Annotated in this window: 25 protein-coding genes; 7 read left to right on the plus strand and 18 right to left on the minus strand. The window is 55.4% G+C overall.

The genetic code is table 11. The annotated features are described in order from the left end of the window. Positions 1–84: 84 nt before the first annotated feature. Entirely contained in the window at positions 85–1,950 is a 1,866-nt protein-coding gene (locus tag AADJ04_RS00005; RefSeq protein WP_341238321.1) for a hypothetical protein, read from the plus strand. Between the two features lie 710 nt (positions 1,951–2,660). Here the strand turns inward: AADJ04_RS00005 and AADJ04_RS00010 are convergent. The 13 genes from AADJ04_RS00010 to AADJ04_RS00070 form a co-directional block, all read right to left on the minus strand. After that, positions 2,661–3,800 (minus strand): acyltransferase, encoded by a 1,140-nt coding sequence (locus AADJ04_RS00010; protein WP_341238322.1) that lies wholly within the window; start codon positions 3,798–3,800, stop codon positions 2,661–2,663. 25 nt (positions 3,801–3,825) lie between these two features. Then, complete coding sequence (locus tag AADJ04_RS00015) at positions 3,826–6,132, minus strand: secretin N-terminal domain-containing protein (RefSeq protein ID WP_341238323.1); 2,307 nt, start codon at positions 6,130–6,132, stop codon at positions 3,826–3,828. Between the two features lie 410 nt (positions 6,133–6,542). Then, entirely contained in the window at positions 6,543–7,112 is a 570-nt protein-coding gene (locus AADJ04_RS00020; RefSeq protein ID WP_341238324.1) for a hypothetical protein, read from the minus strand. A 3-nt stretch (positions 7,113–7,115) separates the two neighbouring features. Further along, complete coding sequence (locus tag AADJ04_RS00025) at positions 7,116–7,754, minus strand: hypothetical protein (RefSeq protein WP_341238325.1); 639 nt, start codon at positions 7,752–7,754, stop codon at positions 7,116–7,118. 8 nt (positions 7,755–7,762) lie between these two features. After that, positions 7,763–8,887 (minus strand): hypothetical protein, encoded by a 1,125-nt coding sequence (locus AADJ04_RS00030; protein ID WP_341238326.1) that lies wholly within the window; start codon positions 8,885–8,887, stop codon positions 7,763–7,765. After that, positions 8,862–9,890: a hypothetical protein gene (locus AADJ04_RS00035; RefSeq protein WP_341238327.1), complete on the minus strand. Its 1,029-nt coding sequence runs from the start codon at positions 9,888–9,890 to the stop codon at positions 8,862–8,864. Before AADJ04_RS00035 ends, AADJ04_RS00030 begins: the two co-directional genes overlap by 26 nt. After that, positions 9,887–10,528, minus strand: coding sequence for a prepilin-type N-terminal cleavage/methylation domain-containing protein (locus AADJ04_RS00040; RefSeq protein WP_341238328.1), 642 nt, complete (start codon positions 10,526–10,528; stop codon positions 9,887–9,889). The genes AADJ04_RS00035 and AADJ04_RS00040 overlap by 4 nt, the downstream gene beginning before the upstream one ends. Further along, positions 10,525–10,998, minus strand: a complete 474-nt coding sequence (locus tag AADJ04_RS00045; RefSeq protein WP_341238329.1) for a type II secretion system protein — start codon at positions 10,996–10,998, stop codon at positions 10,525–10,527. The genes AADJ04_RS00040 and AADJ04_RS00045 overlap by 4 nt, the downstream gene beginning before the upstream one ends. Further along, positions 10,995–11,381, minus strand: coding sequence for a hypothetical protein (locus AADJ04_RS00050; protein WP_341238330.1), 387 nt, complete (start codon positions 11,379–11,381; stop codon positions 10,995–10,997). Before AADJ04_RS00050 ends, AADJ04_RS00045 begins: the two co-directional genes overlap by 4 nt. Before the next feature lie 43 nt (positions 11,382–11,424). Next, complete coding sequence (gene gspG / locus AADJ04_RS00055; protein WP_341238331.1) at positions 11,425–11,871, minus strand: type II secretion system major pseudopilin GspG; 447 nt, start codon at positions 11,869–11,871, stop codon at positions 11,425–11,427. A 12-nt stretch (positions 11,872–11,883) separates the two neighbouring features. Continuing rightward, positions 11,884–13,131 (minus strand): type II secretion system F family protein, encoded by a 1,248-nt coding sequence (locus tag AADJ04_RS00060; protein WP_341238332.1) that lies wholly within the window; start codon positions 13,129–13,131, stop codon positions 11,884–11,886. Between the two features lie 8 nt (positions 13,132–13,139). Then, complete coding sequence (locus AADJ04_RS00065; RefSeq protein ID WP_341238333.1) at positions 13,140–14,849, minus strand: GspE/PulE family protein; 1,710 nt, start codon at positions 14,847–14,849, stop codon at positions 13,140–13,142. After that, the gene (locus tag AADJ04_RS00070) at positions 14,846–15,352 is read right to left on the minus strand and encodes a hypothetical protein (protein WP_341238334.1); all 507 of its coding nucleotides are present in this window, start codon (positions 15,350–15,352) and stop codon (positions 14,846–14,848) included. Before AADJ04_RS00070 ends, AADJ04_RS00065 begins: the two co-directional genes overlap by 4 nt. Positions 15,353–15,998: 646 nt before the next feature. Here AADJ04_RS00070 and AADJ04_RS00075 point away from each other — a divergent pair. Both AADJ04_RS00075 and AADJ04_RS00080 read left to right on the plus strand, forming a co-directional pair. Then, positions 15,999–16,643 (plus strand): glycosyltransferase, encoded by a 645-nt coding sequence (locus AADJ04_RS00075; protein WP_341238335.1) that lies wholly within the window; start codon positions 15,999–16,001, stop codon positions 16,641–16,643. Positions 16,644–16,648: 5 nt separating this feature from the next. After that, positions 16,649–17,752 carry a glycosyltransferase gene (locus tag AADJ04_RS00080; protein ID WP_341238336.1) on the plus strand — a complete coding sequence of 368 codons (1,104 nt, stop codon included), beginning with the start codon at positions 16,649–16,651 and terminating at the stop codon, positions 17,750–17,752. A gap of 25 nt (positions 17,753–17,777) precedes the next feature. Here AADJ04_RS00080 and AADJ04_RS00085 read toward each other — a convergent pair whose 3' ends face one another. The 5 genes from AADJ04_RS00085 to AADJ04_RS00105 form a co-directional block, all read right to left on the minus strand. Beyond that, entirely contained in the window at positions 17,778–19,610 is a 1,833-nt protein-coding gene (locus tag AADJ04_RS00085; RefSeq protein ID WP_341238337.1) for a VWA domain-containing protein, read from the minus strand. Beyond that, the gene (locus AADJ04_RS00090) at positions 19,610–20,491 is read right to left on the minus strand and encodes a 4Fe-4S binding protein (RefSeq protein WP_341238338.1); all 882 of its coding nucleotides are present in this window, start codon (positions 20,489–20,491) and stop codon (positions 19,610–19,612) included. The genes AADJ04_RS00085 and AADJ04_RS00090 overlap by 1 nt, the downstream gene beginning before the upstream one ends. 115 nt (positions 20,492–20,606) lie before the next feature. Beyond that, positions 20,607–21,449: a CbbQ/NirQ/NorQ/GpvN family protein gene (locus AADJ04_RS00095; protein ID WP_066783103.1), complete on the minus strand. Its 843-nt coding sequence runs from the start codon at positions 21,447–21,449 to the stop codon at positions 20,607–20,609. Between the two features lie 2 nt (positions 21,450–21,451). Continuing rightward, complete coding sequence (locus tag AADJ04_RS00100) at positions 21,452–22,882, minus strand: cbb3-type cytochrome c oxidase subunit I (protein WP_052520957.1); 1,431 nt, start codon at positions 22,880–22,882, stop codon at positions 21,452–21,454. A 48-nt stretch (positions 22,883–22,930) separates the two neighbouring features. Then, positions 22,931–23,356 (minus strand): cytochrome c, encoded by a 426-nt coding sequence (locus AADJ04_RS00105; protein WP_044395751.1) that lies wholly within the window; start codon positions 23,354–23,356, stop codon positions 22,931–22,933. A gap of 232 nt (positions 23,357–23,588) precedes the next feature. Between AADJ04_RS00105 and AADJ04_RS00110 the strand changes: the two genes are divergently transcribed. From AADJ04_RS00110 to AADJ04_RS00125, 4 genes are all read left to right on the plus strand, one after another. After that, on the plus strand, positions 23,589–24,179 hold the full coding sequence (locus tag AADJ04_RS00110; protein ID WP_341238339.1) for a cytochrome c oxidase subunit 3 family protein: 591 nt from the start codon (positions 23,589–23,591) through the stop codon (positions 24,177–24,179). A gap of 22 nt (positions 24,180–24,201) precedes the next feature. Further along, on the plus strand, positions 24,202–24,474 hold the full coding sequence (locus AADJ04_RS00115) for a cytochrome C oxidase subunit IV family protein (RefSeq protein ID WP_240485268.1): 273 nt from the start codon (positions 24,202–24,204) through the stop codon (positions 24,472–24,474). Positions 24,475–24,638: 164 nt separating this feature from the next. Further along, complete coding sequence (gene argB / locus AADJ04_RS00120; RefSeq protein ID WP_341238340.1) at positions 24,639–25,529, plus strand: acetylglutamate kinase; 891 nt, start codon at positions 24,639–24,641, stop codon at positions 25,527–25,529. 13 nt (positions 25,530–25,542) lie between these two features. Continuing rightward, positions 25,543–26,238: a response regulator transcription factor gene (locus AADJ04_RS00125; protein WP_066690180.1), complete on the plus strand. Its 696-nt coding sequence runs from the start codon at positions 25,543–25,545 to the stop codon at positions 26,236–26,238. Positions 26,239–26,380: the final 142 nt, after the last annotated feature.

Here is a 26,380-nt window from a genome sequence, read left to right on the forward strand (position 1 = left end):
TTTACCTTCTTGGCAGCAGTGAGTGAGGGCTTGGCTTATTCGGGGCGTCCATATATAGTTCTTACTTTTTAACGAGGTTTTTTCATGAAACTTACCAAAGTCGCTTTTGCAATCGCCAGCGTCCTGGCCGTTGCAGCCGGCTCGGCCAACGCAGGTCAGATCGATTCTTCGTCCGCTACCCTGGCTACTGAAGTTATCTACTCCAACGCACAAGTGGTGCGCGCTCCTTCCAAGAGCTACTCGTTCGCTGGCGACATCGACGCCCGTACCAACGAACAGCGCCTGCAATTGCAATACACCTTGGCCAAGGGTACTTGGGCTGTCGGCGCGGGACAACGCTTCACCGCTGTGAACACAGCAGTGGACGTGTCTGCTACGACTTTGCTGAAGGTCGCTTACAGTGACGGCACCAACGCCAACCAAACGGCACTGCCAACTGGTTCAGTTGTCAGCGCGTTTCTGACTGGTGACGCAAAGACATTGGTCTTCAACGTCACTATCCCTGCCGGCGCTGGCGCTGCTGCCAACCTGCTGAAGACGCCCATTTTCTCCGTCAACACTGACGGCACGTTGGGTACTAACAACGTTGGCGTGACCAACCTGTTCGACGTGGCGGGTGCTACCGCTTGCGTGGCTCCAGATGCAAGCTTGAACATCAACTTCAAGCACTTCACCAACCACACCGGTGGCGTGAATGTGTTGACAGAACCCTCGCCTGACTCCGAACACCAGCGTGCTGGTTCCACCAACGACGCTCGTCTGTTGAACTTCACGCAGAATTTGAAGTTCGACTTTGTGCCTTCTTCTAAGGTCGCTCAAACTGATGCAGCCAGCATGAACAAGAAGTTGCTGGGTCAGAATTGGACAGGCCAGTTCCTGAACGGCACCACCACTGCTATTACTGCTCCGGGTCTCACACTGGGTGCCAATGCATCGCAGTACTACATGGGCTTCATGAAGCTGACTCGTCGCGCTTCAGGTTTGGATACTAACTACGCTAATGTTTACAGCGAAGCCAATACTCCAGCCACTACAGCATTCAACATTGATGATTTCAAGAAGCGGACCACGGCTGCTAAGAACATCGGTGAAATTGAGTTCGCTAAGTTTGCCGTGACGTTGGATTTGCCCGTAGCATGGCCTGCTAACAGCAAGATCTTCGCTACGGACGGTGCAGGTAGTGTGTTCTCTGCTACTGACGTTACTGTCACCCTCAACGCAGCGCGTACGCAAGCTACTGTGAATGCTGAGACCGAAGCTGGCGCTGTTTTGCTTGCCAATGGTGCTTACTTGTTCGCTGAATTTGATGGCGCTAACGCCATTCCGCAAACTTCTAGCGTTGTTGGTAACGCAACCATCACAAAGGCAGCGCCTGGCGAAGGTTTTGCTGAGCAGAATAACTCTTGCGCTGGCACCTTCTCCGGTATCGGTGGCGGTATCAAGATCGACGTGCGTAACTACGCTTCGTACGCCACCTTCGGTGCTACCGGCCCTGCTACCACGATTCGTGTGATCAACAACAGCGAAACCACAACAGCGGACGTGTACGGCCAGATGATCTATGCTGACGGCACCTACGGCGCATGGGGTCAGCTGGGCAGCCTGAAGCCACGTGAAGTGATGAACATGTCCAACAAGGACGTGGAAGCTAAGCTGATCAACGCAGCAGCCGCTACTAACCCATTCGGCGCTGCTGCCGTGGGTTACGCCGCTCGAGGTGGAAATGCTGTGATTGGCGGCACGAAGGCTGGCATCAGCGACCGTCTGCGTATTGTGTCTAACACCGGTTCTACACTGCGCGTGCAGAGTTACATGGTGGTTGGCGGCACTGTGATCGATACCTCCAACGCCCAAGGCGTGGACTTCGAGAACACACGTGATGCAGTGCCCGCAAGTCAAAACGATGCACAGCCAATTTCTCAAGACGCTATCAATGGTCTGAGCAAGTAATAAGCCTCATCAGCTTATTTGAAAGGGAGCTTCGGCTCCCTTTTTTGTTTTTGCAGATCAAAAACGGACACACTGAAAAGCAGGGTTGTGTTTTGCTCACTTTCTGGCGGTCGGTAGCGCAGTCTCGCTTTACGTGCGATGGCAGAGGCTTGAAACGCTTCTGCCATTGAAAAAATCGAGAGCCCTTTCGCAAGGGGCGCTAGTGCCCTGACAAGCTCCCCTTGGGGAGTCTATTGCTATTCACACAAGAACAACCCGGCCACCATTGCTGTGGACTCGTGCGGTGATTGCTGCTGGCAAAGAGGCGGCCAGCAGGCCCCTCAAGGCCCTGCGTTTTGTGCTCGCTGCTGCGGCTGTTTATGCGTGATGGCGTCATCTGAGGCCGCGCCCTTCTGCTGTCCCCGGATGATCTACTGGCGTGTCACACGCGAGATCATTGGTCTGATGTCCCGCTCGTGGGTATGAACGAGTGCCTGCTCTGTAATGGGGCGATCAGTCTCCATGCCCTCAAGCAACTCAGGGCTTGCGATTGCTGATGCCTTCCAGACACAAACCCTGTGTGATCAAGATCACCAAGCTGCTCGGGGTGATAGAGAGTTCCACAGCCCGTTTGTTTCCCCTACGACTGTGAACCAAATGGGAGCCATGAGTTAGACCCGCCATGCCAAGATTTTTGCTTTGAAAGATTTTCGTCTCTCTGAGGCTTCACTTTAAGGCTGCTGCGGCATGGGCACCGAAGGGTTGGCCTTCTTGCCGAGCAGCTTCCGTTTTAAGGGTAACTCAAGCCAAAAATAGCTTGCAAATGCCGCCAGTACAGATAAAAACAGGGCTATGGTCAGAGCTGTAGGTTGTTCTAGGCCAAGCACTGGGGCCTGCGTTTCAAAAATACGCAGCATAGGGTAATGCCACAGATACAAGCCGTACGAAATTTTCCCAAGGCTTGCCAATGGCGCGAAGCCAAGGAAATGACTGCAAGTACTATCAGGTGTAACAACAAGCGCCGCCAATAAAATGCAGGTCAGGATTGCAATGCTTGAATAGCCCCACTTAAACATGAAAGGGGCGCGCCAATCAGCGACCACTATGGCTACTACCAGCAGACCCAAGCATATCCATGCTGCGTTGTTTGCTATCAAGCGTATGTAGCGCGATCCCACGCGTCTTGTCTCAGTGTTTACCGGATTGTGACCTATGGGCTTCAGCAACCCTGGGCGCAGGGCATGCAGAAAGGCTGCTAGCGCGCACCCCCACAAAAGCCCCATGGCTCTTGTATCCAAGCCGTTATAAAGTCGAGCAGGTGAAGCGTCATTAGCCTGTAGCCAATGCATCCAACCCGTGCTGACAAGTGCACCAATCATTGACAGCAGGGCGAGCCTCCATGGCCTGGTAAGTTTGACGCCTGCTGCTGCAAATAGTGCAGCCCATAACAAATAAAACTGCTCTTCAATACCCAAGGACCACGTATGCCCTAAGTAGTCTGGGGGGTGCCAGTCAAACGCTCGAGCCCAATGTGCCCAAGCCAATAGCACCGTAACAATATCCCGGGCTGTGGTAACTCCAGAAGTGGGTATGAGACCTGACGCCCAAGCAATTGCATATGCAAGAAGAAGTAGCATTAATGCGGGCTGCAATCGCACCAGTCGTCTTTTGAAAAAGCTGGGCCAACTAACTTTGCCATGCTGTTCTATCTCTCGCAGCAACTGGCTCGTTATGAGGAACCCGCTTAGTACAAAAAAGACGTCCACCCCTAAGAAACCTCCCCTTGAAAAGGGGACGTGAGCGTGAAACAGCATTACCGCCAGCACGGCCAACCCGCGCAAGCCATCAAGTGCGGCCCAATATCTCAGCACAAGCGTTACCTGGGCGCTGCGCCTGTCAACGCTTTTTTGTGGCGTCGAGAATTTCGCGAAGCAAATCCGGATCTTCTACCAAGGTGGCGCCCGCAGGAACGTTGACTCCATTGATCGTCGAAGGCGCTGCTTTGCCTGTGGGAGTGGCTGGCGCGCCACTGCTCTGCTGGGTAGCTGATCCATGAGTGGGTGAGCCACTGCCATTGGCTGCTGGTGCTCCACTGTCAACCGGGCTGAGCACGGTAGCATTTCGATCACTCAGATTGATCATGCGCTCACGTGTTGATGCTGGTGCCGGTTGAGCCGCCGCGCTGGGCGTAACACTGGTTGTGCTGTTCATTGGGCTCGGCTGTTCGGGCTGTTTCAGTTGCATCTCTGTGGCGCCTGGTGTTCCATCCAAGGGGGGGGCAGTTGGCGGTGTCGTCTTCGGCGCGGTGTTGTCACCAGTCATGGAGCCAGGGGCTGGCGCTGAACTGCCCTGCGCAGGCTGAAGAGATGTATTGAGCTTGTGCGCTTCTCGGCTGGCCTTGACTCGTTCACGAACGCTTTGCGCCCAAGCGCCCAGAGTGGCCTGATACGCATCGGTTGCATTTTCTGCCTCAGCGGCGTCATTGAGAATATATGGCGTAATGAGAATGACCAATTCGGTTCTGCTGCGTGTTTGGGTCGAACGCTTGAAGAGATTACCAACCCCCGGAATGTCTTTGAGGCCAGGTACACCGCTATCGCTGTCTGTGGCAGTCTCTGAAATCAGCCCGCCCAGCATGACGGTGGCACCATCGCGCAGGCTCAGTTTGGTTTCGACGGAGCGCTTGCGAATGGTGGGCGAGGTCGTTACGCCTGTAGTTGTTGGCTCTGCGCTGCTGACTTCTTGGCTGACTTCAAGGTCGATGCGATCGCCTGCGTGAATAACGGGACGCACGCGCAATAAAACACCGGTGTTGCGGTACTGAATGGTTTGGGGCACCACGTTTGTGGTGTTGTTATTGTTGGTGTTGTTGTTGGTGGTTACGCCTTGGCTGGTAACGGTAGGCACCTCTTGACCGACGTTGATGCTGGCCGCCTCACCATTGCGGGTCATGATCTTGGGGTTGGATATCACCCTGGAGTCGCTGTTGCTGGCAAGGGCGGAGATTGCGAGCTGCCTCAATGGGTTACCACCCAGTGCAGCGGTAATGTTCAACCCTGTGGAGCTGGCTGTTGCGTTGTACGTAGTGCCTGACAGCCTGACAGCCCTGGCCCCTGAGCCTAGTTGCTCAAGCTGCCAGGTAAAGCCCAGGCTGTTGTCGTCCCCAAGTGCGACTTCGGCCACCAGTACGTCAATCAGCGCAGATTTGACGGGGCGGTCCAGCTCGGAAAGCAACGATAACCATTGCCGGTAATCTTCTTGACTGCCGCCTTGGAAAATCAAGGAGTTGGTGGCGTTGTTCACCACAACTCTTCGTTGTCTGCCTGCCGTGCTAGCAACTGCTGGCGCTGCAGATGCCGTGCCTGTGGTTGTGGCAGAAGCGGCGGTGCTTGCACCACCACCGCCGATCAAGTCATTAAGCGCTTTAGCCAATTCCTGCGCGTCAGCATTGCGCACGGGGTACGTGAAAAATGCGCTGCCAGCCTGCACTGCGTTGATTTGATCGAGCTCTTTGACCCATTCCAGGGCATGGTTCATCACCTGTTGAGAGGTGGAGAACACCAAAACGCTGTTGATAGGAGGGAGCGAGATCAGTGTGATGGGGTCTCCTCCCGCGCCCGCTTGCGTTGATACGTTATAGCCTTCCGCCTTCAGCACTTCAGCAAGGCGTCGCACAAACTCGTCAGCACCCCAAAAACGTGGCACCACGCGGGCGCTGTTTTGCCCACGAAGCCCTGGCTGGTCAAACACCTGGATCAATTCCAGGGCAACCTGTACGTCATCGGGTTGGCCGCTCACCAGGAGGCCACCGTTGTTGTCTGCATCCAGCTTGACCTTGTCGCCCAGGACGTTCTTCAGGGTAGGCAAAAACACCTGCGGCTTGACTGCTTCTGTTTCAACGTAGTGGAAAACAGGGCGCAGTGGCAGGGGGACGCTGGATTGCGCGCGTCCGCGCCGTACCAGAGGCAACGTGCTGGCCGTGGATGTCGATGGCACGATGCGCAGCACACCGCCGAAGTCCTGGACCGCTATTCCGTAACTTTTGAGCAGTTCGGCGGATACGTCTGTCAGCCGAGCGGCTGTCATTGGCTTGGGTGTGCGGAATGTGATCAGGTCTGTGCGGCTGGCTACCGTCGCATCCATGGAGTAATTCACTTGCAGGATGCCCCCGTAAATGGCCTGAATGAAGGCAGGGATGCTCATCTGCTCAATAGACACAGTGAGATCGCCCCCCTCTTCACTGGCTTTGGTTTTTGGGGGGGCGGGTCGCAGGTTGCCTGCAATCGGGGCTGGTATTTGTGGTCCCGTTGTGATTTGTGTCTGCTTTGGTACGCTGGGTGCTTGTGCTCCAAGTACTCCAGACGTACGGTTTTCGCTGCTACGGTCAAACACAATGGGTGCAGGTACCGATGGTGGCTTAGTGCCACAACCTACCAAGGTAAGGCAGGCCAGAGCTACGACGTGGAGGGAGGGGTTTTGAATCATCTTGGTGAACACTAAAATCGGCTGTACGAGCCGCCAATGCAGCCCATGCTGTTCAGCGGGCGATGCCGCTGGCGTGTGGGAAGAACGCGGTTTCACACCGCTTTGGTCTCTCTGTGTGACGGCTTTTGTTAATCTTGCCGCACGGACACCCCTACGATTTTTTTGTCAGGTGTGACAACACCAATGGCATTGTCTCGTACCCAGGCAAGCTTCCCCCCTCCAGGCAAGGTATCGCCAATTTTAAGGAATCTGGGTTGTTTTTCTCCATCGAATTGAACGATAACCTGCGTTTTGTCGCCTCTTTGGACAACGCCGGTGATGTACCAATTCGGCCGTGTCAGCGGCGTAGCTCTGACTTTCCACCCTTGGTTGGCGTTCGTCTCCCACAACCGCTCGATCGCACTGGCAGGGGGAGGACCACCGGGTACGACCTCTGGGGAGCTGGAGCCCTGCTGCTGTGATGCTCCCCTGGCAGCGGCAGCCGCGACATCTTGCTGCGATAGCGGTGGGCTCATGCTTCGGATGGCGCGTGGCAAGGGTATTTGGGGCCCCTTATTTTCAGTACCGTCAGAGCCCTGTTTTGCCACAACTGCATCTGCTGAAACCGAAGGTGCAGCAGACCCTAGCCAATATCCTAAGACGATGGCTATCCCTACCAAGGCCGCAGCGATGACAGAATTTCCTGTGAGTTTCATCATGCTCTATCGTGCTGCTGGTGTGTCTGAAACTCTGCGCTGGGCTGCTTGCCGCAGAGCCTGTGAGACTCCCGCATCGATTCCGTAAACCTTGACGAGTATCTCGGCGCGACCACTGCGAACGGTAAGGCGATCAACTCTTCGGAGAGCTGAGCCTTCTTCCAGCGCAGTAAGTAGTGGCATGAGCCGGGGACCTAAGTTGGTGGAAATTTTTACGCTGGTCGTGACCAAGCCGGGTACATCTTTTGCATCCTGCGGTGTGCTCAACCCACCCCCGCCGCGAATCGCTGGTGTGGGCTGTGCCGGGCTTGTGTTGCCACTGGTCGCGGTAGCGGTTTCCCCCATCGCCGCGACTTGACATGGCGCTTCAACTTGCTGACACAAGTCAGCAAGGCTTTCCATGGCCTCTGCGCGAAATACACCTGGCCGGGTAACTTCCGGTAACCTGTCCAGCCAGGTGATCTGCGCAATAAGAGCCTCCTCCGCAACCCGCTGCCAGTTCACAGATGTCATGGCACTTTGTTCGCGAGATTTCAGCTGCTCCAGTCGCTCCCTTTCGGGCCGAAGCTTCTCAGATGCGTCTCTCCAGTCTAGTGCAACTGACCAAAAACCAATGAGCGCGGCGATCCACAAAAGATTACGCATAGAGGCTGTCATTGCGCATCTCTTTCTGTCTTGTCTGTTAACAGCGACGCCTTGGCATCCAGGCGCAGCGCGAATTTGAACCCGTTACCGCCGACGACATCCACAAAACGCACATCATAAAACCATGGGTGCGATTCGATGCTGGAGATGATGTACGTGAGGCGGGGTGCGTTACCGGTAGTGGATACCACAGTCATTTGTAAAGTGGCGGGGGACAGTTCCAACTCCCTCACTACCAGACCTTGGGGGGCAAGTATTTCCGCCAACTCTGCCAAGATGCCGTGAGTGGTCAGAGGAGGTGAGAGCTGTTGCGCAGCATCAATCCAACGCAGTGTCTGCATTGCGTTTTGTTTGGCCAGGCGCAAAGGCTCGAGTTCCGCCAGCATCCGATCTTGGGACTCGATGCCTGTTTGTATAGCAGCCTGCTGGGATTCCTTCTGGAAATAATGAAAGCTGCCCCAGCCTGCTAACACGGCGCTAGAGGCTGTGAGCAATACTGGAACGGCTTTGGCAAGGGCCACACCGGGGGCTTTGTGCGCGGGAGGGGTCAGGTTGCTCGCCCAACGCGTTGGACTGTATTCGCTGGTGGTAGGTGTGGAGGCCAACGTTGGAGGCCAGCCATAAGTTGCAAGCTCGGGAGACTCTGCCAACAAGTTCTCCCAGATCTCGGGAGTTGGCACTTCTGCAAACCACAGAGTGTGGATCAAATGGGAACCCTGGCGCAGTTGCGCCTCTACCCCACCAGATGCAGATTGCCTGAGCCAGGCTAGGTGCGAGACGTTGCCACTGTAGATACTGTGGGCAAATGTGTTCGTAAGCTGTTTTTCGGGGTGCTTTTCTTGAAAAACGCGCTCCAACTCTGCATCCCATGTCCAAAGATGAAGCCATGTCCCTTGCTTGATGGCACAAATGCCATGCTGGGTGAACGGGCTAAGTGCTTGGGCTTGAAGCCTCGCAAAGTTGGACAGTTTGAGGCGTGGAATACCCTTGCAGCTGATTCTGTGATAAACGCACAGCTTCCTTGGAACTACCATGTGCACGCTTTGCAGCGTGGCTGGGAGCCAGCGCGGCGCTTGCCTGCCAAGTAGCAGATCAGGGCCGTCGGGATTAAAAAGGTAGACTTCGTGAAGCATCGCTTGGCTGTTGGTTGACTGGCTGTAGTGGCCAAGAGAGGGGCTGAATTTTATCAACCGGCTGTAGTTCTGCGCTGAAGACTGGATTGAGCACGCTCCATGGCCGATCTTCTCCGTCTGCGCTGAGAGCCAATGTGTATCTCAATATCCATGGACCTCGCACGTGTCTGTGCGTCACTTTGAGTATGTTTTGGACCTGTGCAGATGCACCAAAAGGTCCGCTCGTTCCTAGAAGCTCGTTGGCATTTGACACTCGTGCGGCCAAGTTCTCGGTATCTGCTCTCTGCGTGACGATGTCACGGACCATTTCTTCATTTAAACCGGCTGCCTTGAGTACCGGAGCAGGCGCCGTTGCCAGATTAAGATTGCTACCGAACATCGACGATTCTCCATATATCGTCCAGCTTTTGTCACAAGAGTTTTGCTCAAGTAGCCGACGATACTGACTCCAGCCATAGACATTCCATATTTCATCTTCCGAGAGAAGCGGGCTATTACGTGGAAGGGGCAGCCGTTTTGCAGAGTAAATATCTTGCTCTGCGCCGTTGAGGCGCTGTAGATTGTCAGTGTCTACATAATCTAAGAGGGCATCAATGAGATAAGGTGTTGTTTCAGCAGGCACCCCGCACCCTGTTAGAAAGTTACTTAATATATCTCTATTGACGCGATTGAGGTTGATAAGTCCTCCGTTGTCTTGTAGCGAGATTATAGTTTTGGTGTCGATTTTGTATGGAGTGTTATCTGCCCTGACTGAATAAGCTCCGTCAAAAAAATCAGAAGACCTTAGCCTGCTGGCTGATAGCCAGTACTGTGCATTGGCCCGCGCAGAAAGCGCGCTTTGGAAAAAATCGGTACGCTCTCTCAATTGTGCCACTCTCTCCGCAGACGCTTGCGTTGTATCTGCTATCAAGGCAACGACTATGGAAAGTCCAGCCATTAGCCACAATACAGCGGCAAGGGCAAACCCATGCGATGTATTTTTTTTGGGGAGGCTCTTGGTCACTGTGATTCCAATCCGAATGCTTGGGTAAGAGATCGGTTGGCTGGACTGAGGGGGCCTTCATACGCAGCCATTCGCATTAAATTGCGCCGCCCGTCTGTCGATTTCACGGCTACAGCAGATGGCATAGGACGGAGGCTGTTTGTGCCGTCTGGTGGCCAGTGAGTGTGTTCTGCTGCAAGGTGATCTACAAAGCGGAACTCCACTCGACCCTCAAAACGTGCCAATCTAAGGGGCTGTATTTGCTCGTTTCCCAGGGGGGTTGGGGGGACAAGTAATAAATCGCTGAACTGCTCGGAATCTTTGGATGGCTTGAGGACCAGCTTGAATGGATGTGCTATTCCAGGTTGGTTTTCTGGCACGGCTAAAGACACCGCTTCTATGCTTTCATGGCTGCCTTTGAATGCCTTTTCTCTCGTCGGGTCAATAACCATGTTCCCAACTAAATCGTAGAGTGCCCTCGATTGAGACCATCGTGCAGGAAATCCATTGCTTTGCTCGGAGCTGATTCTGAGTATTTGGGAAATCTGATTGAAAGCCCCGGAAAGAATCGCGACAGTAAAGCTTAAGATAACTACCGTCACTAGCAACTCGATCAGAGTGAGCCCCTTTGATTTTTGCTTGGATTGAGGCTTTTTCATTGCACAGGTGCGCCAAAGATGCTTGTGCTGCCACCACTGACTTGGCGATATCCTGCAAGCTGCATTTTGAATTGCCCCCATTTTTGGCTCTCTGATTCACGAGTTAACTGAACATCTAGTTCATACAACGACACCTCGTACTTTGCGGGGTTGCCGAGTGCTGTCATGGTTCTTGAGGGGCCCTTGATGAGTGAAGAAGTCCAGGAAATTTTGTAACCCCTCATATCCACAGTATCAATAGGCCTCTCTTGTGGATTTATTGATCTTAGATAATCCATGGCCTCGTTCTGTGCTATGAGGAAGGATTCTTCGGTTTTAATTTTGTTCAGCGCGATCAGGCTCTGGTCTAGCCAGGTGAATGCAACCGAGGCTCCGATACTAAGTATGACTAGCGCGGCTAGTACCTCAAGAAGACTGATTCCTTTCTGTTTATTTTTTTTTGAAAAGGTTGAAGTGGATAAAACATTCATGAAGGTGCGCGCTCGGTTGCCTGTACTGAGATTTCGCAGTTTTCTGAATTGATGAAAAGAGAGATTGTTGTTTTTTTCGATGATTCGAATTTGATAACTCCTCGCTCACATGAACCAAAAGCTCTCACCCTTAAAACTTGGTTCTCTGCTAGCCGCCATCCTGTGGGCAATTCGATTGCAGGCTTTCCATCGGGAAGTGTTTGATTGAGCGTACTGTTATCAATGTCTACGTTGATACCCATCAGAGCGGAGCGTGCGTACAGTTTTTGCAATATTGTTGCCAACTCTGCAGCTTTGGCCCGCTCTTCAGTGTTGTTAAACCAACGTTCGAAATTGGGTAAAACCACTGCCGATAGAAGTGCAAGCAGTACAAGGACTGCCATCATTTCTATTAAAGTAAACCCTCTGAGGATAGGGTTGCGCGTTTTATTTTGCCATGATATCGGCATTCAAACCCTCGCCGTCTGGTTTTCCATCTGCTCCGAGTGAGATGACGGCAAAGGCCTTCCCGTTGGGGCCGGGTGTAACTATTTTGTAGGGGTTATTCCAGGGGTCAACTGGAATTTGACCTTCCAAATAGGGACCTTTCCAGGTTGCTTTGACGTTTGTGTCTTCGGGTTCTTTTGTGAGCCACTGAAGAGCGGTTTCGCCTTCTGGTAATGTTCCAATGTCGAGGCGCATGATTTGAAGTGCGCTCTCAATCATTTTGATTTGAACTTGAGCCGTCTGTACTTTGCTGGAGTCGACTTTTCCAAAAATTCTTGGGCCTACCAACCCGGCAAGAAGGCCAATAATTACCATGACTACCAGCATCTCCAGTAGGGTAAATCCGAGATTTTTAGATGTGGTAGGAGTGCGTGTAGGGTGTGACATATCAGTGTTTGATTAAATTACATTGGTTAAGCTGGTGATGGCTAGCATTACGCTAATCATAATTCCGCCAAGCAGAACAGATACCAGAAGAATCGTGACAGGCTCCAAGAGAATGAGGAACTGTTTCATACTTTGCTGCGCATAAGTTCTATGCATCTGTGCTAGTGATGCCGTGGTGTGCGCGAGCTTGCCCGATTGTTCTCCGACGCGTATGAGATTAAGGCCTACAGCATCCAAAAAGTGGTGTGCCTGCATGGATCCCGCTAAAGATTGCCCCGCCTTAACATCTCTACAAATAAGCTCGGCTTTATGTCTCCAGCTTTTGCCAGATAAAGAGTTTTCAGAGTGCCGCAGTGCTTCTAGCAACGGGACATGATGCTCCAGGAGTACTGCAAACATACTTCCCCAGCGGGCAAGTTCAACATGGCTGATCCATTTTCCCAGGATGGGAAGATTGCTTGATATCTCCCATATTTGATCTCTTACTTTTTGCTTGGAGATGATGAAAAAAAATCCACCAGCTGCCAAGGCAAAGCTGACGGTCGCCAAAATTTTGTTGTTCACCAGCCATAATCCGCTTTGCAAAACCCAGCGAGAGAATATAGGTATATCGGCTTTCGGGTTGGTGAGAATATTGGCAAATTTTGGCACTACAAAAATGAAAACAACAAGCGTAGCCAGAAGGCCGCTAGCGATCAGCACCATTGGATAGGTTAGGGCGTTCCGTGTCTCTCTGCGAAAGGATGCGTCTGCTTCCATTTGTTGCGATGCTGATTGAATCGAAGCTCCTAATTTCCCTGTTTCTTCCCCGGCACGAACTAGTTCGTGAACGTAGGCTGGTAATTTGAGCCCGCTTTCTTTCAGGGAAGACGCTAGGCTCAAGCCAGAGCGGAGGTTCTTATAAGTCGCATGCAGGGAGGCTCCAATTGGACGAGTCTCGTGTCCTTGGGCAATGTTGAGTAATGCGTCGGCTAGTGGAATGCCCGCGTTTAACAGTGTTGATAATTCTTGAACACAAATTAAAAGCTCTTCTTGAGAGATATTTTTATGATTTTGCTCTTGGCTTCCGCTTGGGGTGAAAGAAGTTTTTGAAGAATTTGCAGCTCCTGTTGCTGAATTGGAGGTAATTGCCTCGAGTGAGAAAACAGTCAAGCCTTTTTTTGAGAGAACTTGTAGTGCATTATCTGTTGTTGGAGCTTCTAAAGTTCCCCGGCTTTGCTTTCCTTCGGTGCTAAGAGCTTGATACTTAAATAGTGGCATTGCTCAACTTATCCAATAGACATCACTTCATGCATGGTTGTAATTCCGCTGCACACTTTCAGCAAGCCATCTTGGTTCATTGAGCGAATGCCTTTTTTTCTTAGTTTTTGAATAATTTCTGTTTCACTTGTTTTTGCAAGAATCTCTTGTCTTATTGTGTCGTCGATATCGAAGAGTTCGTACACGGCAATTCGCCCCAGATAGCCAGTATGGAGACAGGATTCGCAGCCTATTGGCTTTCGTGGATGTAAGCTGAGTGGATTTTGTTGATTGATTTTTTGACTATTCCACTCGTTGAGCGTATCCTCTAAAAGAGTTTTTTGTGCGATATCTATGTCATCGTGCGGTTGACTGCAGTGAGGGCAAATGCGCCTAACCAGTCGTTGTGCCATGATGCCTCTCAAACTGGATGCGAGAAGGAAGCGTTCAACTCCCATGTCGCTTAATCTAGTGATTGCGCCAGCTGCACTGTTCGTGTGAAGTGTGGAAAATACAAGGTGCCCTGTAAGTGCTGATTGCACAGCAATTGCAGCTGTTTCTTGGTCGCGAATCTCGCCGATCAAGATAACGTCAGGATCGTGTCTCAATATGGATCTTAGTGCGGAGGCAAACGTATATCCAATTTCGGAATTGACTTGGAGTTGTGTAATTCCTACCAATTTGTACTCAACGGGGTCTTCGATGGTTATTATCTTTTTTAAACCATCGTTTCCTAGGTCTAGGGCCGTGTAGAGTGTCGTTGTTTTTCCTGAGCCGGTTGGGCCAGTCACAAGAATAATTCCATTAGGGGTTTCAATCCATTTTTGAAATTTTATGCTGTGATCGGGGAGCATGCCAAGATCGCCCAAGTCATAGTTGGGGCGGTCTTGTCTTAGTAGGCGCATTACAACTGACTCGCCGTTTGTGCCGGGCAATATAGAGACTCGGACATCAAAAACTTCTCCGTGTATTCTGGCTGTCAATCTTCCATCTTGTGGCAGGCGCCTTTCGGAAATGTCTAACTGAGCAAGTATTTTTATTCGGCAGATGGTTGCATCAAATTTTTCATCGCTAAATTTTTGAAGTTCCCGCATAACTCCATCAACTCTGACTCTGGCAGCAAAATAATATTCTCCTGGCTCAATGTGAATATCTGATGCTCTGCGCGTGACAGCTTGACTGAGGAGGCTGTTCACTAGCTCAACAATTGGGCCTTCCTCTGCCAATTCTCTCAAGTGAGCAAGATCTCCGTTGGAATTAAGGTTTTTGTTGCCATGCGCCTTAACTGCCGAGAGAATATTTTCTATATCTGTGGGTCTTGCAATACTCCAGATTAGTTCTTTGCTCAATTCACTTGATTTGCTTTGAAAGAGCTCTTTGGTGCTTCTGCTAGGCATGTCACATGTACAGCAGTGGATATCTTTTTCTGATGTCCATGTAACGATTCTTTGGGACTCAAGCCAGCTTGTTTTAATGCGTAGGTACTCAGCGGTTTTTGATATGTCTTGCTCGAGCGCTGAAAGCTCCTCAAACCTGACAAGTGGCCACCCGGTATATGCGGCCAGAGCATCGGTAAGTGCCTGCTCAGCAACCATTCCAGTCCTGCTGGCAATTGCTGCAGCCGATTCTTGTTTCTGGTATGTGAGGCTATGTAATTGTTGTGCTCCTTTTTCGTCAACCAGTCCTCTGGCTTGAAGAAAATCAATAAACCGTTGCTTTTGTGGGGGCTGGGGATTCATTTTTTTGCCACTCCTGTCGGCGTGCCGATTTTTATTTCTCGTTGAAGCCCGTAGTATTTCCCATTGGAGCGAACTACCAATAGAATAGATTGGGTTTTTATGAGATTTAAGAGCAGTGTTATTTCGGGGAGGCTATTTTGTGTAAGGGATACTGACGCAAGCAAGCTGTTACCCGCCTCGGGTTGTTGGCTGAGGCTGAGGAGCCAAATGCCATCAGTATTTGGCATGGTGCTTGTAACTTTTATGCGAATTGCCCCTGGTGCTGCTATGTCTGGAAATTCTAGCAATATATCGTTGCCGCTTTCAAGTGTGTTGAAATTGGTGGGTGGGCGCAATGTGGATAAAAATTCATCAACTTTTTTTGCTGAAGCCCCGCTGGGAAGCGTGATGTTGGACTTTTGGGGCTGCGCAGCAGATTGATTTTGTGCGTGCGCACTAATGTTGATTGTTAGTGCAAAAAACAAAATGAATGAGCACCAGTTTTTGTGATTTAATTTAGTCATTTTGATATTGTGGCGCTAGCAGTTTTGATGGTCTTAGTAGTGGAGTGGGGCTTGATTGTCTGCTGATCATCGTTTGGCGTGCACATTTTCCAGCTTCTGCTAACCTATGAACCCTCATCCGCATCAATTGAAGAGTGTGCCGTGAACGTAATAGACGTCATTTGCCTTGGCAAGTGCGTGGTGTTGGTGCTGTTGGGCCTTGCTCAAGATCACTGGCTCATGGATTGGCCAGTGCTCTTGCGTGAGGATTGATGAGTGCATCATGTGGAGTGGCCGGAGAATAGCCCCGCATCAAGATGACCGCGCGGCTGCGGCAATGGACGGTTGTCTGTGGCTCATCGCGTTGTGATCCAGTGTTTGCCTTGGACTCAATGCCGAAGTTCATATATTTTCCCCTATTGGCTCTGCGATTGGTCTTATCCACAAAGGTTCCTAGTGAAGGGGCGTCCTTGGGCGCCTGTAAGTTTGTTGTTGATGTCAAGGCCGGACTATGATTTGTGACTCTCGGGCCTCTGAAGCGGCGCGTCCTCAGAACGATGTCGTTATTTCCATAGTCAGCCATGGCCATGGCCGAATGATTGCGCATCTGCTGTCAGATCTCGCTTCGCAGTGCGCTGTTCAAGATTGTTCAATCACTAGGGTCGTGGTGACACTCAACATCCCCGAGCCCTTGCCGCGACTGACTGGTTGGCCATTTAAGGTCGAATTGGTACATAACAAAAAGCCACGAGGATTTGGTGCGAACCACAACAGGGCGTTGGCAGCATCCAGCGAGTCATTTCTGTGTGTGTTGAACCCAGACATTCGGTTTTTTCCAGGCGAGCGTGTGCTTGATACGCTCATTGACGCTGCAGGGAGGCAAGAGGTGGGTATTGCCTATCCAATGCAAGTGGATGAGGCGGGTGTCCTCCAGGATTGCGAGAGGGCCATACCCACACCATGGGCGCTTTTTCTGCGTTATACGGCTTCAAAACGTGTGGAACAGGTAGATTGGGTCAATGCAGCATGTCTTGTGCTCCGTCGTAACGTATGGGAGCAGCTCGCTGGCTTTGATGAAGGTTATTTCATGTACTGTGAAGATGTGGACTTATCTTTGCGTGTGCGTTTGGCGGGCCTGACGATACAACGTGCGGAAGTCAAGGTGTGTCACGCGGGGCAAAGAGATAGCCGCAAAAGTTTGAAACATTTTCGGTGGCATGTCGCTAGTCTGCTTCGACTGTGGGGCTCTCCAGTTTTTTACAAGGCCAGCCGATTGTTACAGCCTATTCCTGATGGCCGGCATAGGATCTAACCGTAATGATCTGGATATCTCTGATCGCTTTCTTTGTTTCAATGATCACAGCTGCGGCTGTGGTGCGCTGGGCGCGCGCCCATGCACTGAATTATGGTGCTGGGATGCCTCAGCGTTTTCACCTGGGTAACGTGCCTCGCTTGGGGGGCTTAGCGGTTTTGCTTGGGCTGAGCAGTAGCTGGTTACTGGGTTGGGTGCAGGCAGAGTGGGGGGACCCAGGCTCACTGAAGCTAGGCTCTTCATTGATTTTCTGGTGGCTGGCTATATTGCTACCCGCTGCACTGGGGGGGATTGCCGAAGACATGACTCAGCGCTTGGCAGTTCGGTATCGCCTTTTTCTAACTGCTCTGTCTAGTTCTGTTGCAGTGTGGGGGCTTGGACTTACCTTGCCACGGCTCGGATTACCTTGGCTTGACGTAATTTTGGTGTGGGTGCCTTGGCTGGGCTTGGTGATTGTTCTATTGGCAGTGGCAGGTCTTCCGCATGCTTTCAATATTATCGATGGCTACAACGGCTTGGCCGGCATGGTGGCTGTTATTGTCTGCTTGGCTTTGGCGCACGTGGCCCTACAAGTGGGAGACCGGGCACTGGCGGCGCTGTTGGTATCCACTGCAGCGGCTACAGCGGGCTTTCTGGTATGGAACTATCCACGCGGCATGCTGTTTGCGGGGGACGGCGGCGCTTATATCTGGGGTGTGGTGATTGCGTTGGCCAGCATCTCCCTAGTGCAGCGCAACGCTGAGGTGTCACCGTGGTTCCCCATGCTGCTGCTGATTTACCCGGTATGGGAAACGATTTTTTCCATTTACCGCAAGGCGGTGCGTGGCGTATCTCCCGGCGTGGCTGATGCTTTGCACTTCCATCAACTCATCTATCGCCGCATTGTCCGAGGCATTTTTCACGATGACGAGTCCCGCCGGGTGTTGATGCGCAACAACCGAACCTCGCCGTACCTCTGGGGGTTCACGCTGTTGACCGTGGTGCCTGCGGTGCTGTTCTGGAACAACACGTGGCTGTTGATGGGCTTTTGCTGCCTGTTCGTGATCAGCTATGTATCCGCGTACCTGGCCATCGTGCGCTTCAAGGTACCCTCTTGGCTACGCCATTGAAAGCGTTTTACGGTGCCACCGTTGGTTATCTAGTGAGTGTGGTCCAGGCCTGCGTGAGGTGTTTGACCAGATCCTGAGGGCGGTGCACCAGCGCATAGCCTTGTGCCCCAAACAACATGGGCAGGTACTGGTGGGCTTCGTGGTCAATGGTGACGCAAAACGGAATCAGCCCTGCGGCCCGTGCTTCTTGAATGGCGTGGCGGGTGTCTTCAAGGCCGTAACGTCCTTCGTACACATCAATGTCGTTGGGCTTGCCGTCCGTCAGTACCAGCAGCAGGCGCTGGCGTTCAGGGCGGGCCGATAGCCGTTGGGTTGCATCGCGCACCGCTGCGCCCATGCGGGTGTAGAAGCCGGGTTTCAAGGCGCCAATGCGGGTGTGTATCGCGTCGCTCCAAGGTTCATGGAAGCCCTTGATGTGCTGGATGCGCACATGCTGTCTGCGCACGGAGCTGAACCCCAAAATCTCAAAAGCGTCGCCCGTGCCTGACAGTGCTGAGCCAAAAACGTACAGAGCTTCGCGGATGACGTCGATCACTCGGGCGTTTGACGTTGCGTAAGCGTCCGTGGACAGCGAAAGATCCGCCAGCAGCAGGGTCGCCAAGCTCCGTTCCGTTCGTTGACGATGGGCGTACACCGGAGGCGTGTCGCTGTGGATGTTGCCGCCGCAGGCTTCGCTTTGGAAGCGTACCCATGCATCGATATCGATCTCGTCTCCACTGACCTGGGCTTTATGCCAGCGTGGTGCTGCTTGCAATATCTCCAGACGTCGGCGCACGCGGCGTGCCGTGGCTTGCAGATGCGCTGGGGGGCGATAGGGTTCTCCGGTGCGGGCCACCACGCACTGCAGCGCGCAGTAGTCGGGCCGCAGTTCGTTGCGGCGCCAGTCCCATTCTGGGGTTTTGGTCCCCGGCCCCAAGGGCAGATCGTCCGCGCTGGCGCTGGGCAAATCCAGGTCAAAGCGTACGCGAGATGCAGTGGTTTGTTCCGACCGGGCCAGTGACAAGGTGTCCATGTCGTTGGCTGCGGCCGAAGCGTTGTCATCCGCAGAGTCGTCCGTGCCGCGATCCAGGCGTACCAGTTCACTCCAGCTCGTCAGAGAGTCCGTCTTGGCGGCCAGAAGCATGGCGTTGCGCGATGGCTGGTGCTTGACATTGCGAGCGCGGCGGCGGTGCGCATCCAGAGGGGAGGGGGCGGGCTCTTCTTCCGATGTGCCGTTGGATGGTGTGGGCGTGGCGGCTGGCTCTGCTCCTTCCCCCGTTTCGCAGGCGTTCAGCCACAGCCACACGGGCGCGACTTCGCGCGGAGTCACGAACAAGGCCGTGTGTTCTTCCCCGCGCAGGGCAGCCTGTACTGCTGCTTCCCAGGGGACATCCTTGGCGCGCAGGCTGCTGAGCAGAGGGCGCTGCGCCAAGTGCGCTACCGTCAAGCGGTGGTGGCGTTCACGTAGCCCTGCGAACCGCTGCAGTGCGCGTGCGGTAGCGGCACGGTTATCGGCAATCCAGTCGCCCGTAGGTTCAAAAACAGAGGCCAGTGCAGCAAGCCAGAGGTACAGGTCGCGGTTCAGATCTACAGAGTCGAATACGCTGATGACGGGGGGCAGCGCGAGCGTCTGAGCATCCAGTTCCGGCATCGCACTGCGCAGGCCTGAGCCCGCCACTTTTTGAAGCCAATGCCGTGGGCCACCGTGACGGCTGGCCGCCACAGGTGTCACCCGCACGGCTGCGTCGCCACCGCCTGCACGGTAGAGCAGCGATATGCTGCGCTGCATGTCTTTCAGGGCCACCTGCACATGCGTTCGCTGCGGCTCTGCCAGGTGGGTGATGGCGCGGTGCCACCATTGGCCAATCCACTCTTCCATCAAGAGGCTCCATCGCGCCGTTGGCGCAGCGTTTCTTTCACGGCATCCAGTCCAATCTTCCACTCCAGGGTGGGCGTGCGTCCTTGCTGCCCTTGGGTGGTATCGCAGGCAGTGAGGCACTGGCCACACTGCACGCAAGAAAACATCATGCGCTTGATATTGCGCGGATGCAGGCGCATCGGGCATCCGTGGTCGCAGGCGCTGCCACGGGGGCTGTCGCAAGTACGGCATTCACGGGCCCGGTCTCTGGCGAACGAGACGACCATGCCCTTGGGGTTGGCCATCCAGGCCAGGCTTTGAAACAGGCCCACCGCGCAGCCAAATCGGCAAAACAGGTGCCGCGCCAGGGTGAACTCCAGCGTGAAGACCAGCGTGCCTATCGCCAGAAACCGCATCTGGTTGGCGGTGAGCGTGCCGTGCCAGAGATTGCCCCAGATTTCGGCTGGTGGCAGCAGGTAAGTGAGCAGGGTGATCGCCCAGGCAAAGCCACAGACGAGACAGGCGGTCAGAAAAAGAGGCCACCAGCGTGCGTTGGGTTGGCGTGTAGCGTGGGGGGTGGGGGAGTTGTCCCAGATGCTGAACTTGCCCGTTGCGCGGTGCAGCAGGTCGTTCAGAGTTTCCACCATCGAAAAGTGGGGGCACAGCCAGCCGCAATACAAGCGACCATAGCGGTAGGCAATGCCCAGGAAGATGGCGATCAAACCCAGGGCGGGCAGAAAGCCGCGCCAAAGAATGGCCCAGCCCGTCTGCACTGCCGTGGCTTCACCGCGCAGGAAGGCATCAATGCCCAAAGACCAGCGCATCCCCAGAACCCACAACTGTGTTTCGTTGAGGTCAAAGCGGAAAAGGTTCAGCGCAGGAGCCAACAAGAAAAGCGCCATGAAAGAGCCTTGCAGCCACCTTCTGCGGCGCTGAAGGGGAATCCCGCTCCACAGCGCATGCAGTCCGGCAGGCGCTGTGTGGCACTCCGTGGGAGTGCCGCCGGGAGGCTCGGTATCAGTCCTCATCACCCACCACCGCACGCACCACCTCATCCAGTGCGAGGACGGTGTCCAGGTCATCGCTCAACGCATCGACGACAGCGGCACGGCAGGCCTGGCGCAAGCCCATTCCGGCAGAAGCCAGCCGGGCTGCCATGACCAGCAGGCGGGTGCTGGCAGTCTCTTCCAGGTCGTGATCCGTCAGCCTGCGCAGCGCTTGGGCCAGTTGCACCAGCCGCGCCGCCACGGCGGGTGACGCGCGTCCCTCTTTTTCAAGAATGCTGCGCTCCACGGCGGGGGCAGGGTAGTTCAGCGTCAGCGCGGTGAAGCGCTGGCGTGTGCTGGGCTTCAGCCCCTTGAGCAGGTTTTGATAGCCTGGGTTGTAGGAGATGACCAGCATGAATTCTGGCGGCGCCTTGAGCTGCTCACCTGTACGCTCGATGGGCAGAATGCGCCGGTCGTCTGCCAGCGGATGCAGCACCACCGTGGTGTCCTTGCGGGCCTCCACCACCTCGTCCAGATAGACGATGGCGCCCTCGCGCACAGCCCGTGTGAGCGGGCCATCCGCCCACACGGTGCTGCCGTTGCCAATCAGGTGACGCCCCACCAGGTCGGCGGCGCTCAGATCATCGTGGCATGACACGGTGATCAAAGGCCGCCCCAGGCGCGCCGCCATGTGCTCGACGAACCGCGTTTTACCGCAGCCTGTAGGGCCCTTGATGAGCAGAGGCAGCTGCTGTGCGTGGCACTGTGCAAACAGGGCGCACTCGTCGCCTTGCTCCGCATAGAACGGCAGGCTGCTGCTTGCAGCTTGGGCTGCCGTGGCGGCTTCGCGCTGGAGGGTGGGGGTCGTCGTCATGGTCAGGCCCGTTGCAAGCGTGTGCTCACGCCAAGGGACAGGCTTTCTTCATCTGCGGCAGGGCCGATAAAGAAGCTGCTCAGGTAGGCCAGCAGGCCCAGCAGGAACATCACGCCACCCGCCACACGCACCCAGTAAAAGAACACCAGCTGGTCTTGCGTGGCCATGAAAGGCATGGCACCGGTGGTGGGCATGCGTTGCAGCCACACTTGCAAGATGCCAGCGCCGCTCAGGGCCAGCACCATCACAGCCATACCAATGCTCATGATCCAGAAGCTCCACATTTCCACACGCTGTGCACGCAGGGGGTTGGCTTCACGGCCACGCAGAATGGGCATGGCGTAACTGATGATGGCAAGCACCACCAGAACATAGGCGCCGTAGAAGGCCAGGTGCCCGTGGGCTGCGGTGACTTGCGAGCCGTGGGTGTAGTAGTTGACGGTGCTGAGGGTGTGGATGAAGCCCCACACGCCAGCGCCCAGGAAGCCGATCACTGCAGTGCCCACTGCCCACAGCACAGCGGCCTGGTTGGGGTGTTCACGGCGGCGGCGTTGCACCATGTTGAAGGCGAACAACGTCATCATGAAGAAGGGGATGGGCTCCATGGCTGAGAACACGCTACCCACCCAGTGCCAGTAGCCTGGCAGACCGATGAAGTAGAAGTGGTGGCCTGTGCCCAGAATGCCGGTGATCAGCGCGAAGGCCACGATCATGTACATCCACTTGTCGATCACTTCACGGTCCACGCCAGTGGTCTTGACCAGCACGAAGGCCAGCAAAGAGGCCATGATCAGCTCCCAGGTGCCTTCCACCCAGAGGTGCACCACAAACCACCAGTACATCTTGTCGCGCACCAGGTTGCTGGGGTTCACAAAGCTGAACAGGAACATCAGCGCCAAACCCCACAGGCCCATGAGCAGCACCATGGAGATGGCGGTCTTGCGGCCCTTGAGCACGGTCATGCTGATGTTGAAGAGGAAGCCCAGCGCCACCACCACAATGCCGAGCTTGGTCGGCAGGGGTTGCTCCAGGAACTCCCGGCCCATGGTGGCCAGCAGGTCGTTGCCCGTCATTTCGGCCAGCTTGGCGTAAGGCACTAGCAGGTAGCCGAGGATGGTGGCCGCGCCAGCTGCCAGGAAGACCCAGAACAGCACTTTGGCGAACAAGGGGCTGTACAGCTCGGTCTCGCTCTCTTCGGGCACCATGTAATAGGCAGCGCCCATGAAGCCGAACAGCAGCCACACGATCAGCAGGTTGGTGTGAACCATGCGGGCGATGTTGAAGGGGATCGCCGGGAACAAGAAGTCACCGATGACGTATTGCAGGCCCAGCGACAGACCGAAGACGATCTGGCCGGTGAACAGGCCCAGTGCGGCAATGAAGTAGAGCTTGGCTACCGCCTGCGACTGGTATTTGATGGTTGCGGGTTGCATAGGATGATCCTGAAGGGTTGGATATGACATCGCGTGAGGCGCAGGCGCTCACCCTTCGATGTTGGGAGGCCACTTCTCGGTGTTGATGCCGTTCGACCAGCGCAGGAACTCCACGAGATCGTTCAGTTGATCGTCGGTGAAGTTGAACTGCGGCATCTGACGGCGACCGGGGGTATTCGTCGGCATGGCCTTGATCCATCCCTTGATGAAGTCGGGGCCGCGGCGCTCATACACATTGCCCAGCTCTGGTGCGAAGTAGGCGCCTTCGCCCAGCAGCGTGTGGCAGCCGATGCAGTTACGCGTTTCCCAGAGGTGCTTGCCGCGCACGACGGCCGGGGTCAATTCCGCGGATTTGGATCGCTCGGGAATCTTGGTTTCGGTGTGAAAGATCAGCGCCGCAAAAAGTAGTACGAAGAACGTGGTGCCTCCGTAGAAGATGTTGCGCGCCATCTGGCTGGTGAAGCCTTGGCTCATGGTGGGTTACCTCTCTGTAGTGGGACGAGGGATACGGTACTGATCTCTCACAGGTCCGGGGTTGATTTCTCTCAATAAGATTCATTTTGCGTGAATCTTTGTTTATCATACCCACACTCGAACGCCAAATCCAGCCTCTGTTACTTCTTCAACGTGGCTGGCTGGCGTGTCACCAAGCGGGTTACGCACCTTCTGTTGCGCAGAAGCGTGACCCATCCATGGGGAGTTCCCGGTGCCATCCATTCCATTGCCGCACGCTCCAGAGTCCGCGCCGCGCTTGCGCGGCGACCTGGGGGTGTGGTTGATCATCCTGGCCGAGCTGTTGACCTTCGGCATCTTCTTTGTGTCGTACGCGTTTGCGCGCAGCCGCGATGTGGCGGGCTTCAACGCTGCGCAGGCCACGCTGGATTTGCATTCGGGCGCGTTCAATACCGTGCTGCTGATCACGGGCAGCTGGTGTGTAGCCCGTGCCGTGCAGGCGGTGCGCAGCGATGCGCGCACCGCCGGCCTGCGCTGGTTGCTGGCTGCGATGGCTTGCGGAGCAGGCTTTGGCGTGGTGAAGCTGGCTGAATACGCGGCCAAGCTGAACCAGGGCATCGACCTGACTTCCAACACCTTCTACACGTTGTATTTGATGCTCACCGCATTCCACTTCCTGCACGTGGTGGTGGCCATGCTGGCGCTGGGCTACCTGGCGGTGCGCTTGCAACGCGGGGCCTACGGCAGCCACGACAGCCACGCCATGGAGACCGGCGCTGCGTTCTGGCACATGGTCGATTTGCTGTGGATCGTGCTGTTTCCGCTGGTCTATGTATTGCGCTGAGATGGCTGCGAAGGAGAAAGCCGTGCACGAAACCCGCTGGTTGAATGCTGCCTGGGTGCTACTGTTGGCCGCCACCGCCATCACCTATGTTCTGGGGGAGATGGGCCTCGTGTCGCAAGCAGGAGGCTGGTTCCTGGCAGGTCTGGGTGTTTTGACCGTGGTCAAGGGCGTCGTAGTCATCCAGGTGTTTTTGGAGATGCGCCATGCCCCCGCGCTGTGGCGCTGGCTGCTGCTGGGGTGGCTGGCGTTGGTGATCGCGCTGGTAGCGCTGGCCTACCTGTTGGGGCGGACGTGAGGTTCTCGGACGAAGCCCCTGCCGCCACATAGATTTGCTGACGATTTTTGGGGCGCTGGGCAGATCAGCCCCTGGGTGGATGGGCTTGCGCGCGCCAGCCTTCCGGGCGGGCGTGAATGCGGCACAATTTGCGCCTCATTGTTTTCACCGGATGGCACGCCTCCATGACCGACCTTCTTTCGATTGCCCCCCGCGACAAGGCTGAAATTCTGGCCCAGGCGCTGCCCTACATTCGCAAGTTCCATGGCAAGACCATGGTCATCAAGTACGGCGGCAACGCCATGACCGACCCCGCCCTGCAGGCCGACTTTGCCGAAGACGTGGTGCTGCTCAAGCTGGTGGGCATGAATCCGGTGGTGGTGCACGGCGGCGGCCCGCAGATCGAAACTGCGCTGAATCGCCTGGGCAAGAAGGGCCATTTCATCCAGGGCATGCGCGTGACGGACGCCGAAACCATGGAAGTGGTGGAATGGGTGCTGGCCGGTGAAGTGCAGCAAGACATCGTGGGCCTGATCAACCAGGCAGGCGGCAAGGCCGTGGGCCTGACCGGGCGTGACGGCGGCATGATCCGCGCGCGCAAGCTCAAGATGGTGGACAGCAAGGACCCCAACATTGAACACGATGTGGGCCAGGTGGGCGATATTGTCTCCATCGACCCCAGCGTGGTGAAGGCGCTGCAAGACGACGCCTTCATCCCCGTCATCAGCCCCATTGGCTTTGGCGAAAACAACGAGAGCTACAACATCAACGCCGACGTGGTGGCCAGCAAGCTGGCCGAAGTGCTCAAGGCCGAAAAGCTCATGCTGCTGACAAACACGCCCGGCGTGCTCGACAAGGCCGGCAACCTGCTGACTGACCTGACAGCCCGCCGCATTGACGAGCTGTTTGCCGACGGCACCATCTCGGGCGGCATGTTGCCCAAGATTGCGGGCGCGCTGGACGCCGCGAAGGCCGGTGTGAACGCCGTGCACATCATTGACGGCCGTGTGCCGCACGCCATGCTGCTCGAAATTCTGACCGAGCAGGCCTACGGCACCATGATCCGGTCGCACTGAGCGCGCACGCACCATGCGCCTGCTTCTGGTCGAAGACGATGTGATGGTGGCCAGCGGCATCAAGCTGGGGCTCACCGATGCGGGCTATGCCGTGGACTGGGTGGGCAGCGGCGAGCGGGCTGAGGATGTGCTGCGCAACGAATCGTTCGATGCCGCCATCATCGACATTGGCCTGCCGGGCATGGATGGGCTGGAGCTGACCCGGCGCCTGCGCCGCCCCGACATGCCCAGCCGAAGCATGCCGGTGCTTATCCTGACCGCGCGCGATGCCCTGCATGACCGGGTGCAGGGGCTGGACCTGGGGGCCGACGACTACATGGTCAAGCCCTTCGAGCTGCCCGAACTGCTCGCACGCCTGCGTGCGCTGCTGCGGCGCTCACAGGCCTCCACCACGGCGGTGCTCAGCTTTGGACCGCTGGAGCTGGACACCGCAGGCCGCCGTGCCTGCGCCCGCGTGGACGGGGTGGAGCACGTCATTGAGCTCGGGCCGCGCGAATGGACGGTGCTGGAGTACTTGCTCATCCACGCCCCCAAGCCCGCCAGCAAAGACAAGCTCTTGCAGGCCTTGACGGGCTGGGACAAGGAAATCACGCCCAACGCGGTGGAGGTGTATGTCTCGCGCCTGCGCGGCAAGCTGGAGCCGCACGGCGTGGCACTGCGCTCCATCCGGGGCTTTGGCTACCGGCTGGAACTGGCGCAGCAGGCCTGAAGCCGAGGAGGACTGCCCATGCCAGCACACCGTGAAGCCTGTTCGTGTCGGCATGGTGGCGCAGCGCTTCACGGCCGCTGCGTTCCTTGAGTGGACGTCGCCATATGTATGCCCACAGGCCAAGCCCCGCACCTCTCCTTGG

The sequence above is a fragment of the uncultured Acidovorax sp. genome (assembly GCF_964021665.1).
In the GTDB taxonomy this organism is placed as follows: domain Bacteria; phylum Pseudomonadota; class Gammaproteobacteria; order Burkholderiales; family Burkholderiaceae_C; genus Acidovorax; species Acidovorax temperans.

What these genes read in the sequence shown, in the direction of transcription:
- AADJ04_RS00005 (WP_341238321.1), top strand. Translation starts at nt 85, where the DNA reads ATGAAACTTACCAAAGTCGCTTTTGCAATCGCCAGCGTCCTGGCCGTT.
- AADJ04_RS00015 (WP_341238323.1), bottom strand. Translation starts at nt 6,132, where the DNA reads ATGAGCATCCCTGCCTTCATTCAGGCCATTTACGGGGGCATCCTGCAA.
- AADJ04_RS00020 (WP_341238324.1), bottom strand. Translation starts at nt 7,112, where the DNA reads ATGATGAAACTCACAGGAAATTCTGTCATCGCTGCGGCCTTGGTAGGG.
- AADJ04_RS00025 (WP_341238325.1), bottom strand. Translation starts at nt 7,754, where the DNA reads ATGCGTAATCTTTTGTGGATCGCCGCGCTCATTGGTTTTTGGTCAGTT.
- AADJ04_RS00030 (WP_341238326.1), bottom strand. Translation starts at nt 8,887, where the DNA reads ATGCTTCACGAAGTCTACCTTTTTAATCCCGACGGCCCTGATCTGCTA.
- AADJ04_RS00040 (WP_341238328.1), bottom strand. Translation starts at nt 10,528, where the DNA reads ATGAAAAAGCCTCAATCCAAGCAAAAATCAAAGGGGCTCACTCTGATC.
- AADJ04_RS00045 (WP_341238329.1), bottom strand. Translation starts at nt 10,998, where the DNA reads ATGAATGTTTTATCCACTTCAACCTTTTCAAAAAAAAATAAACAGAAA.
- AADJ04_RS00050 (WP_341238330.1), bottom strand. Translation starts at nt 11,381, where the DNA reads ATGGCAGTCCTTGTACTGCTTGCACTTCTATCGGCAGTGGTTTTACCC.
- gspG (WP_341238331.1), bottom strand. Translation starts at nt 11,871, where the DNA reads ATGTCACACCCTACACGCACTCCTACCACATCTAAAAATCTCGGATTT.
- AADJ04_RS00060 (WP_341238332.1), bottom strand. Translation starts at nt 13,131, where the DNA reads ATGCCACTATTTAAGTATCAAGCTCTTAGCACCGAAGGAAAGCAAAGC.
- AADJ04_RS00065 (WP_341238333.1), bottom strand. Translation starts at nt 14,849, where the DNA reads ATGAATCCCCAGCCCCCACAAAAGCAACGGTTTATTGATTTTCTTCAA.
- AADJ04_RS00070 (WP_341238334.1), bottom strand. Translation starts at nt 15,352, where the DNA reads ATGACTAAATTAAATCACAAAAACTGGTGCTCATTCATTTTGTTTTTT.
- AADJ04_RS00080 (WP_341238336.1), top strand. Translation starts at nt 16,649, where the DNA reads ATGATCTGGATATCTCTGATCGCTTTCTTTGTTTCAATGATCACAGCT.
- AADJ04_RS00085 (WP_341238337.1), bottom strand. Translation starts at nt 19,610, where the DNA reads ATGGAAGAGTGGATTGGCCAATGGTGGCACCGCGCCATCACCCACCTG.
- AADJ04_RS00090 (WP_341238338.1), bottom strand. Translation starts at nt 20,491, where the DNA reads ATGGCGCTTTTCTTGTTGGCTCCTGCGCTGAACCTTTTCCGCTTTGAC.
- AADJ04_RS00095 (WP_066783103.1), bottom strand. Translation starts at nt 21,449, where the DNA reads ATGACGACGACCCCCACCCTCCAGCGCGAAGCCGCCACGGCAGCCCAA.
- AADJ04_RS00100 (WP_052520957.1), bottom strand. Translation starts at nt 22,882, where the DNA reads ATGCAACCCGCAACCATCAAATACCAGTCGCAGGCGGTAGCCAAGCTC.
- AADJ04_RS00105 (WP_044395751.1), bottom strand. Translation starts at nt 23,356, where the DNA reads ATGAGCCAAGGCTTCACCAGCCAGATGGCGCGCAACATCTTCTACGGA.
- argB (WP_341238340.1), top strand. Translation starts at nt 24,639, where the DNA reads ATGACCGACCTTCTTTCGATTGCCCCCCGCGACAAGGCTGAAATTCTG.
- AADJ04_RS00125 (WP_066690180.1), top strand. Translation starts at nt 25,543, where the DNA reads ATGCGCCTGCTTCTGGTCGAAGACGATGTGATGGTGGCCAGCGGCATC.